The sequence below is a fragment of the Novosphingobium mangrovi genome (genome assembly GCF_022818885.1).
GTDB lineage: Bacteria > Pseudomonadota > Alphaproteobacteria > Sphingomonadales > Sphingomonadaceae > Novosphingobium > Novosphingobium mangrovi.
On sequence record NZ_JALHAT010000046.1, the window covers coordinates 25,736 to 34,860 of the forward strand.

The 9,125-nt window shown below is 65.2% G+C and carries 9 protein-coding genes, 1 tRNA gene and 1 rRNA gene; 5 read left to right on the forward strand and 6 right to left on the reverse strand.

What is annotated here, in order from left to right; all coding sequences use genetic code 11:
• Positions 1–55 precede the first annotated feature (55 nt).
• The 3 genes from MTR65_RS18020 to rpoZ all read right to left on the reverse strand — a co-directional run bounded on the left by MTR65_RS18020 (position 56) and on the right by rpoZ (position 2,381).
• Positions 56–1,069: a DUF3667 domain-containing protein gene (locus tag MTR65_RS18020; protein WP_243802650.1), complete on the reverse strand. Its 1,014-nt coding sequence runs from the start codon at positions 1,067–1,069 to the stop codon at positions 56–58.
• Between the two features lie 96 nt (positions 1,070–1,165).
• Positions 1,166–1,906 carry a ParA family protein gene (locus MTR65_RS18025; protein ID WP_243802652.1) on the reverse strand — a complete coding sequence of 247 codons (741 nt, stop codon included), beginning with the start codon at positions 1,904–1,906 and terminating at the stop codon, positions 1,166–1,168.
• Positions 1,907–2,036: 130 nt separating this feature from the next.
• The gene (rpoZ, locus tag MTR65_RS18030) at positions 2,037–2,381 is read right to left on the reverse strand and encodes a DNA-directed RNA polymerase subunit omega (RefSeq protein ID WP_039392671.1); all 345 of its coding nucleotides are present in this window, start codon (positions 2,379–2,381) and stop codon (positions 2,037–2,039) included.
• Between the two features lie 387 nt (positions 2,382–2,768).
• Here rpoZ and MTR65_RS18035 point away from each other — a divergent pair, with 387 nt between their 5' ends.
• The 4 genes from MTR65_RS18035 to MTR65_RS18050 all read left to right on the forward strand — a co-directional run bounded on the left by MTR65_RS18035 (position 2,769) and on the right by MTR65_RS18050 (position 7,169).
• The gene (locus MTR65_RS18035) at positions 2,769–5,219 is read left to right on the forward strand and encodes a PhoX family protein (protein WP_243802654.1); all 2,451 of its coding nucleotides are present in this window, start codon (positions 2,769–2,771) and stop codon (positions 5,217–5,219) included.
• 171 nt (positions 5,220–5,390) lie between these two features.
• Complete coding sequence (locus MTR65_RS18040; protein WP_243802656.1) at positions 5,391–5,816, forward strand: hypothetical protein; 426 nt, start codon at positions 5,391–5,393, stop codon at positions 5,814–5,816.
• Between the two features lie 128 nt (positions 5,817–5,944).
• The gene (locus MTR65_RS18045) at positions 5,945–6,475 is read left to right on the forward strand and encodes a c-type cytochrome (RefSeq protein WP_243802658.1); all 531 of its coding nucleotides are present in this window, start codon (positions 5,945–5,947) and stop codon (positions 6,473–6,475) included.
• 4 nt (positions 6,476–6,479) lie between these two features.
• Positions 6,480–7,169 (forward strand): cytochrome b/b6 domain-containing protein, encoded by a 690-nt coding sequence (locus tag MTR65_RS18050; RefSeq protein ID WP_243802660.1) that lies wholly within the window; start codon positions 6,480–6,482, stop codon positions 7,167–7,169.
• Between the two features lie 18 nt (positions 7,170–7,187).
• Here the strand turns inward: MTR65_RS18050 and MTR65_RS18055 are convergent, their stop codons facing one another.
• Entirely contained in the window at positions 7,188–7,352 is a 165-nt protein-coding gene (locus tag MTR65_RS18055) for a hypothetical protein (protein WP_243802661.1), read from the reverse strand.
• A gap of 314 nt (positions 7,353–7,666) precedes the next feature.
• Here MTR65_RS18055 and MTR65_RS18060 point away from each other — a divergent pair, with 314 nt between their 5' ends.
• Entirely contained in the window at positions 7,667–8,407 is a 741-nt protein-coding gene (locus MTR65_RS18060; protein WP_243802663.1) for a hypothetical protein, read from the forward strand.
• A 90-nt stretch (positions 8,408–8,497) separates the two neighbouring features.
• Here the strand turns inward: MTR65_RS18060 and MTR65_RS18065 are convergent.
• Positions 8,498–8,574: transfer RNA gene (locus MTR65_RS18065), tRNA-Met, on the reverse strand.
• Between the two features lie 331 nt (positions 8,575–8,905).
• Positions 8,906–9,020, reverse strand: a 5S ribosomal RNA gene (rrf, locus tag MTR65_RS18070).
• Positions 9,021–9,125 lie beyond the last annotated feature (105 nt).

The following is a 9,125-nucleotide window of genomic DNA, read 5'->3' on the forward strand; positions in this document are numbered from 1 at the left end:
GGCGCCGGGTTTACCCTGACGCCCCTTTTTGCTGCCCGCAGCATATTGGCCTTCCTCAGCCGACCAGGCCGAGGAAGAGCAGGATCATCGTGAACAGCAGCGCAATCACGCCGATGAAGAACAGGAGCACGAACCAGCGCCACAAGGTGGAGCGGTGCGAAAGTTCATAGGCGCCCTGCAGGTGTCGGTAGATGTGGATGACGGCCGCAAAGGTGAAGATGCTCATCAACCAGTTGGAAGGTACGCCCAGCCCGCTCGCGATGGTCAGCACGATGCCCATGAACGACATGAAGGCGAGCGAATAGGTCACGAAGACCGCGTGATCGTAGAGCCCGAAGCGGCGGCGCCAGAGGAACAGGAGCGCCACGAAGGGGACCGACAGCGGGATCAGCAGCCAGGAGAACTTGTAGGCGCTGGTCTGGAGCTTGTAGAGCATGAGGCCCGGGTTCTTGCGCCACTTGTCGATGCCCTTGTCGAGCCGCTTCCAGCCCGAATGGAGTGAGTTGAAGCGCTCCTCGTTCTCTTCCTCGCGGATGTAGCTGGGAAACGTGCGCAGCTTTTCCAGCTCGGAGGCATTGGCCGCCAGTTCCTTGTCGATCATCGCCCGCTCGTGGGTTTCCGGCTCGGTGAAGGCGCGGGCCTGTTCCAGGTTCCCGCGCTGGTCCTGCAACTCGTCCTCGAGCTTGTGGACGTGGGCCTCCATGGCCCCGCCGGTATCCACGGGCGGGGCGATCCCCATGACCTGGAACACCGCGAACATCACGAAGACCGAGAACAGGAACATCGCCATGGGCGAAACGAAACGCACCCGCGCGCCTTCGATATAGGCGCGGGTCAGCTCGCCCGGCTTCCAGGCCAGCCTGGGCAGCGTCGCCCAGGTCCGGCCCTCGAAGTGGAGGACCCCGTGCAGGATATCGTGGAACAGCGCGCCCACCGTGCGGTGCAGGTGCGCGTGCTGGCCGCACTGTACGCAGTACGGACCGCTCAGCGCCGTTCCGCAATTCAGACAGTTGGTCTCGTGCGTGTGTCCGTCCGCCTCGGCCAGGTGGCCTTCGACATTCGTGCTCATTTCATGCCCCTTGCTGTGCAACAGGGACGCTAGCGCAGGTGTGCAGCTGCGAAAAGGCGGCGAACGCCCTCCCCGCCATTCGGATGCACGGTCGGATCAGCCGCGCCGTTCGGCCAGCTTGCGCTCGATGGCGCCCCAAAGGTTTGCAAAGGCGCGCGCAGCCGGACTGCCCGGCGCGATCTCGCCGACCGGGCGATGCTGCACTGCACATTGCTCCAGCGCGCTCGCATAGGGCACCGTTGGCCAGCCCGGATGCTGGTCGCGCACTTCGCGGTGCAGCGTGCGGCGCATGTCGAGCATCGAGAGCACGGGGAGGATCGGAGGATGGCGCCGGGTATTCCCGGCAATCTCGCGCACGACAAGATCGAAGGCGCGCGTGGAAAGCGGCGATGGCGGCAGCGGCACGATGACAAGATCAGCCGCGCGCACGATCTGGGCGGAAAGCTCGTTGATGACCGGCGGACAGTCGAGAATGACGCGGGCGTAGTCCGCCCCCAGCGCGCGGGTCAGCTTGGCGAGGCGCCGCCGCTTGCCGATTTCGGTCAGGCGCGCGTCGATCGCACGGATGGATTCGTCGGCGGGCAGCAGGTGGATGCGCGAATAGCCGGTCTTCTGGATCAGCTTTTCGGGCGCGCGCTCTTTGGCAAAGACATCGTGCGCGGGCTTCGTCCCCTTGGGCTCCAGCCCATAGAGAAACCCTGAACCGCCTGCAGCATCAAGGTCCCACAGCAATGTCCTGTGCCCGGAGATCTGCGCCGAGCACCAGGCCAGGTTGCTGGCGAAGGTGGTTTTGCCGACGCCGCCCTTGACGCTGTAGATCGCGATGGTGGCGCCCAATGCGCCAGAGGGATCGCCCTTCGTATCAGGCGATCCCCCGGTCAAACCCGCAATGCGGGGCAAAGTTCGTTTCTTCCCGGCCACATCGCAATGTCTTGCGCGTCAGGCCGGGGAGGTCAAGCGGTGAGGATCAACCGTCGTAATCGCCACCGATCGAGGTGTTGCGCGTGGGCGCGGAGGCCGTGATGCGCAGGGCCTCGGCCGACTGGCTGAGCGAGCCGATCTCGTCCATCTCGTCGTCGTCGTCGGGCAGCACGCGCTGCATCGAGGTCACGAGCGATTCCTTGAGGTTGGTGGGGACCACGGTCTGCTCGGCGATCTCGCGCAGGGCAACGACGGGGTTCTTGTCACGGTCGCGGTCGACGGTGAGCTCGGCGCCACCCGAGATCTCGCGCGCACGCTGTGCGGCAAGCAGAACGAGATCGAAACGGTTGGGGATCTTGTCGACGCAATCTTCGACGGTAACGCGCGCCATGGGCACTCCGTAAGAAACTGGTTTTCCTGAAAGGACGCTGCTTAGTGAAGGCAGCCGGAGAAGTCAAGAAAATCCCGAAAAACGCCGCTTTTCCGGCCCATTCACAGCCTTCTCGCAAAGGCCGCAAAGGGAGATCCCGCCCCCTCGTGCGACGTGGCGGCCGACTTGCCCCCGCTTGGTTGGCGATCCCATGCGCAAAGCGCGCCCGCGCTCTTCGCGCAAAGCGCGCCCGCGCTCTTCGCGCGAAGAGCGCAAGTCGACGCCTGTCACAGAAAAAGGGACGCGCAGAAAAAGAACAGTCATGTATTCGCCATCAAACTTGCGTTCGACTGACACAATCTCCGCTTAACTGGAGCGCCATCTTCAAACGGATGGGGCTCTTCCAGCATGACACCTCTTGATCCTGCCTGCGGTTACAGCGACGGCGACGTCGACACCAACGATACCACCACGCCTTCGCTCGAAACGCTCGCGGACAATCGGTTTTCGCGTCGCCAGACGATCATGGGCGGCGCCAAGGCCACCGGCATGGCGCTGATGGGCACCGCGATGCTGGCCGCCTGCGACGATGACAACACAGGCTCCGATGCGGGCATCATCGTCAACGCAGGCACCAATGCCGCCACCAGCGCGGGCCGCGTCGTCACGCTGACGGGCACCGTTGTCGCCGGATCGGCGAGCTCCACCACCTGGACCCAGACCGATGGCCCGGACGTCGAGCTGACGCTTGACGGCACCACGGCGACGTTCCTCGCGCCCGCCGTCGAGGAGGCCATCGACCTCGAATTCACCTTCATCGCCACCACCAGCGACGGCATCGAGCGCAAGGCCGTGACCTACGTGCGCGTCTCGCCTGCGGTCCTGGGCTTCACCGCGGTCGAGCACAGCCTTGCCGACACGGTCGTCGTCCCCACCGGCTACTCGGTCACCGTCATGACGCGCCTGGGCGATCCGCTCACCGCCGCGACCTCGGCCTATGCCAACGACGGCACCGACACCGACTTTGCCAACCGCATCGGTGACCACGCCGACGCGCTGCACTACTTCGGCCTCTCCGCCGCCGGCGCGCCCGACGACATGGCCAACACCCGCGGCCTCATGGTCCAGAACCACGAGAACATCACCGAGGACTACCTCCACCCGGCTGGCCCCACGACCATCGGCGGCGCGCGTCCGCTCGACGAAGTGCGCAAGGAGATCGAGTGCCACGGCGTCTCGGTCGCCGAATATGTCGACAGCGGCAACCGCACCTGGTCCTACGTCCAGGACAGCAGCTTCAACCGCCGCATCACCCCCAACACGCCGATGACGCTGTCGGGCCCGGCGGCAGGCTCGGCCTGGATGACCACCGCCTATTCGGCCGATGGCACGGGCGCGCGCGGCACCATCAACAACTGCGCCAACGGCATCTCGGCCTGGCACACCAACCTCACCTGCGAGGAAAACTGGGCCGGCTACTTCCGCCGCGACAGCGGTGATGATGCCAACCGCACCCCGGCGCAGCTGACTTCGCTCCAGCGCTACGGCGTGCGCAGCACGAGCGGCAACTACCGCTGGTCGAGCGCCTCCACCACCGACACCACGATCACCCGCTGGAACGCGACGATCATGGGCGCCGATGCCACCGAAGACTTCCGCAACGAGCCCTTCCAGTTCGGCTGGGTTGTCGAGATCGATCCCTACGATCCCACCTCGACGCCGCGCAAGCGCACCGCGCTTGGCCGCTTCGGTCATGAAGGCGCCTTCGTGCGCGCCGTCGCCGGGCAGCCGGTCGGCGCCTACATGGGCGACGATTCGCGCGGTGAATACCTCTACAAGTACGTCTCGAACGCGAACTGGAACGCAGGCGATGCCAACAACGCCGACCGCCTTGCGGTGGGCGACAAGTACCTCGACCACGGTACGCTCTACGTCGCGCGCTTCAACGCGGACGGCACCGGTGAGTGGCTCCCCCTCGTCTACGGCCAGGTCCCGCCGCGCCCGGCCTCGGGCAGCTACCCCGAGTACACTTTCGCCGACCAGGCCGACATCCTCATCAACCCGCGTCTTGCCGCCGACGCGCTGGGCGCCACCCCGATGGACCGTCCGGAATGGACCGCGGGCAACCCGGTCACCGGCGAGATCTACCTGACCCTCACCAACTCGAACAATTCCAACCGCCCGGTCGACGGCACCAACGCCGCCAACCCGCGCTCGTACTGGAATTCGGGCAACCCCAATGGCCACATCGTGCGCCTGCGCGAGGACGGTGACACCACGGCGGCGCGCACTTTCGCCTGGGACATCTACATGTTCGGTGCGGACACGCTCGACTGCGACACCGCCTTCGAGCAGACCAACATCAACATCTCGGACCTCGACACCAGCAACGACTTCTCGAGCCCGGACGGCGCCTACTTCTCGCGCGAGAGCGCGGTCTCGGGTCAGTTCAACCCGGTGTTCTGGATCCAGACCGACGATGGCGCGATGACCGACGTCACCAACTGCATGATGCTCGCCGCAATGCCCGGCACCGTGGGCGATGGCAACGCCTTCACCGTCACCAACACCGATGGCGCGCAGACCACCACCCAGGGCACGCACGTGGGCGCGCTTGCCACCCCGGCCACGCTGCGCCGCTTCCTCGTCGGCCCGGTCGAGTGCGAGATCACCGGCATCGACATGACGCCCGATGGCCGCACCCTCTTCGTGGGCATCCAGCACCCGGGCGAACGCGGCGATGCCGGGAACGTGACCAGCCACTGGCCCGAAAGCCAGACCAACGCCTCGGCCACCTCGCGCCCCCGCTCGGCGGTGGTCGCGATCACCAAGGACGATGGCGGCGTGATCGCGCTCTAAGGCGCCAGGCTAGCACCACCGTCCTTCGGGACGCACAGTTACTGCCGGAGGGAGGGCGCCCAGTTGGCCCCTCCCTCTTTGCATATCCATGCGCTGAACAGGGCCGCAATCGGCACTCGCGCCGCGGGCGCACAGCGCCTAGCCTCGCCTTCTCAGCAGGAGGGAGCACGAATGGCGGTTCATGTGGTCTACGCCCGGGCGGACGGGCATTCCTGCCTCGCGCCCGTCACGCTACGAACGGCCCCGGCCTATGGCGATCCCCCGCTCTCCACCCCCGGCTGGCGCACGCTGGTCTGGGACAGCGGACCGCTCGTCGATCCCTTCCATACCTCCAAAGGCTGCGGCAGCTTCCAGCTCGTGCTGGAGGGCGCGCTGCGCATCCGCGTGACCGGCGGGCCCTTGCGCGAAGCGATTGCCCGGCCCGGCGACGCCTTCGTCTTCGTCGACACGCAGGGGCAAGGCCACGAAGCATCCCGGCTCGAAGGCGCCCCCCTCACCGCGCTCAACCTTCGCTTTCCCGCCGATTGGGATGCGGTGCGCCAGCCCTTTGCCGACTGGCCGGAAGAGGCTGTCCCGTTCCCGGCGACCAGCAGCTGACAGGCTGTCATGGGGCTGCAAGACACGAAGGCCAAAGCCTTTTGCTTCGCAGCTGCAACATTCTGTCACTTCATTCGTTCGTGGCTTTCGGTATAACGCTGTCAAAATATGCAACAGGAGAACCGCACATGGCCTTGAAGTCTGTAACCGGGCTTGCCGCGCCCGCCCTCGCCCTTGCCCTTTCGCTCTCGGCCTGCAGCGGCTCGGAGCCCGCCGGCGATCCGACCGAGGCCGCCAGCGTCGATCCCTCGATCGGTGCGGTTGACGCCGAAGCCACGATCGAGGCGCGCGAGGACAACTTCAAGTCGCTCGCCAAGGCGATGAAGGCCAACAAGGCCGAGCTCGACGAGAGCAGCCCCGATTTCGAGGACATCTCCGAAAACGCGACCGCGATGGTCACCGCCGCGCAGAAGATCCCCGCCCTCTTCCCCGCGGGCACCGGCCCGGATTCGGGTGAGGAAACCGACGCGCTTGCCACCGTCTGGGAACGTCCCGAGGACTTCGAGGCCGCCGCCACCAAGCTGATCGACGCCACCATGGCGCTGCGCACCGCCGCCCAGAGCGAAGACGCGGCCGCCACCAAGGAAGCCTTCGGCAACGTCGGCATGGCCTGCAAGGGCTGCCACGACGACTTCCGCAAGGAAAAGAAGGAAGGCTGACGTGATGACGGAAGGTCCCGCACAGACCCGTATTCGGCTCTGGGACCTTCCGGTCCGCCTGTGCCACTGGAGCTTCGTGGGGCTGATCCCCGCGCTCTGGTGGACAGCGGAAAACGACGAAATGACCTGGCATATGCGCCTGGGTCTCGCGCTGGCCGCGCTCCTCACCTTCCGCGTGCTGTGGGGTTTCGTAGGCAGCTCGACGGCGCGCTTCACGAACTTCGTGCGCGGCCCTCGCGCCGTGGTGCGCTACCTCGGTTCGCTCGGCAAGCCGGGCCATGATGTCACCGTGGGCCACAACGCGGCTGGCGGGTGGAGCGTCCTGGCGCTGCTGGGCGCGATGGCGCTGCAGGTCGCACTTGGCCTCATCAGCGGCGATCCCGACTACGGAGCCGCGGGTCCCTTATACGACCTGGCCGGTTTCGAGCTCGCTTACGAGGCGACTGACTGGCACACCGAAGTCGGCTTCAATCTCATTCTCGCGGTGATCGGCCTGCACCTGGCCGCGATCGTCTTCTACCGCACCGTCAAGCGCGACAACCTCGTCGCCCCGATGGTTACCGGAAGCCGCCCTGCCCCTGCGGGCACGAAGGGCATGGCCCCTGTTCCCGCGTGGCGCGCGCTGATCTGCGCCGGCATCGCCATCGGCTTTGCGATCTGGTTGTGGCTGGGGGCTCCCCCGCTCACACCATAAGCGAGCGCGGGCAACGCCTCAGAAAACGAGCGCGAAGATCCCCGCCCACATCACCAGCGAAATCGGCGCCGCGACGAGAAGCCCCGGGAAGATGCCCCGCATGCGCGGACGTGCGTCAGGCGTAAGGGCCTTCGCGTTGATGGTCGGTGCAGAGATCTCGATATCGGAAAACGCGGTCGCCACTGTGCTTAACTCCCAGGAGATGACGGTGCCTCTCTAGGGCCCAAGGAGCTACCGGATTGCCTCCGTCTAGAGTTAACGCGGCACGCGTCCTTCTTAAGATTTGGAGCATCTCCCCGGCGCCCTCGCAGACAGAGCGCGGCTGAGCCAGAGCCCGCCCGCAATGTCGCCACGTCCCCCCAAGGCCCCCGACGATCTGCTCTCAGTAGTTACCCTCTGATATCATGGGGTCTTCCCCGCCTGCGCCGCAAACGCGCACGCCTATAGTGACGCAGGACCGCGCACGGCGGGCCATGGCAGGGACAGGGGTTTTCCATATGCGCGCTATCTTCGGGAAGACCTGGCGTTCCAGTCTAAAGCAGGTTTTCTGCGCACTCACCCTTGCCTCGGGCATGCAATCGCTTCCCGCGCACGCCCAGGAGCAGACAGCCGCGTCCGGCGAAGAGGAGAAAGCGGCCGAAGACCCCACCAAGATCTCGACGCGCGTAGGCGCGGCCTATGCGGGCGAACTGTCCGCGTCGGGTTCCCTTGCCATCGGACCCAAGTTCAAGATCAACGGGCGTGTCGCCAAGTCCGGGCAGTGGTCGCTGGGCGCCTCCTATCTGCTGCCGGTCGCGATCCTGACTTTCGCGGCGGGCCGCAGCGAGCTCGACACCGGCGTCAAGCAGACCCGCTATTCACTCGGCGGCTTCGTTCCGCTCAATTCGCTGGGCCTCAAGACCGGCAAATGGCAGGTCTTCGTCCCCTTCGGCTATTCCTACACCAACAGCCGCCAGCCCGTGACCGACCTTGATGTGCAGGATGGCATTCCCATGCAGATCAGCAGCAACAGCGGCTACGTCGGCCTCTTCACCATTCGCCCTCTCACCCAGCGCATGACGCTGATGGCCGGGGGTAACTTCACGAAGGGCACCCGCGGATTCTCGGGATACGCCGTGGCCGGAGGCCTCTCCTATCACCTTGGCCCCAACGACACCGTCGCACTGCGCGCCAGCCATATCGACAACACGTTCGGTCAGAAGCAGCGGATCGGTCTCTCGTACCAGCACGAGTTCTGAAGGGATCTGGGAAGGGAGAGGCTTTGCCAGTGCCTTGAACGCCAAAAGCCCGCCGGGAAGGCGGGCGGTGGAGTGTGGTTTGGTTGAGATTGGTTGCGGGGGTAGGATTTGAACCTACGACCTTCAGGTTATGAGCCTCACGATCAACCGGGCTGAACCACCCCGCGTCAAAATGATGGGCCGTTTGAGGCCCGGTAGCAGATATTAGATGTTCATCTCGACGTTGTCGATCTGAACGGCGGGCTGCTCCAACCCGCGTCAACATGTTTTGGCCTCAGGCGCCGGCGCCGACGTTTGTCGGCTTGGCTATCCTCCCGCCTTTTGGGCGGTCCGGGCGGCCGTTCGGCCTTGCGAAGCCTTTGGCTTCGGGGCCTTGCCCGGGAGGGCTTGCGCCGTGTTGAGAGACGCAAAAAGGGCCCTTTTTGGGGGCCCTTTTTAAGAGGCCTTTTTGGCCTTTTGTCATTGTGATGGGTTTTATGATCTTGCGCTGGCTTCAATGCCTGGCGACGTCCTACTCTTCCAACGCTTGAGCGTAAGTACCATCGGCGCTGGCAGGTTTCACGTCCGAGTTCGAGATGGGATCGGGTGGGTCACTGCCGCTATGGCCACCAAGCAATGGAGCGAGCGCAAGATTTTTAATCGATGTTGTCCGTGCAGATATCTTACTGGCTTTGATTGATCGTCCGATCACCGCCGAGAGTCCTTGGCAGGACTGTCA

Excerpts from the sequence above, each read along its gene's own strand:
- MTR65_RS18020 (WP_243802650.1), bottom strand. The coding sequence starts at position 1,069 with ATGAGCACGAATGTCGAAGGCCACCTGGCCGAGGCGGACGGACACACG.
- rpoZ (WP_039392671.1), bottom strand. The coding sequence starts at position 2,381 with ATGGCGCGCGTTACCGTCGAAGATTGCGTCGACAAGATCCCCAACCGT.
- MTR65_RS18035 (WP_243802654.1), top strand. The coding sequence starts at position 2,769 with ATGACACCTCTTGATCCTGCCTGCGGTTACAGCGACGGCGACGTCGAC.
- MTR65_RS18040 (WP_243802656.1), top strand. The coding sequence starts at position 5,391 with ATGGCGGTTCATGTGGTCTACGCCCGGGCGGACGGGCATTCCTGCCTC.
- MTR65_RS18045 (WP_243802658.1), top strand. The coding sequence starts at position 5,945 with ATGGCCTTGAAGTCTGTAACCGGGCTTGCCGCGCCCGCCCTCGCCCTT.
- MTR65_RS18050 (WP_243802660.1), top strand. The coding sequence starts at position 6,480 with ATGACGGAAGGTCCCGCACAGACCCGTATTCGGCTCTGGGACCTTCCG.
- MTR65_RS18060 (WP_243802663.1), top strand. The coding sequence starts at position 7,667 with ATGCGCGCTATCTTCGGGAAGACCTGGCGTTCCAGTCTAAAGCAGGTT.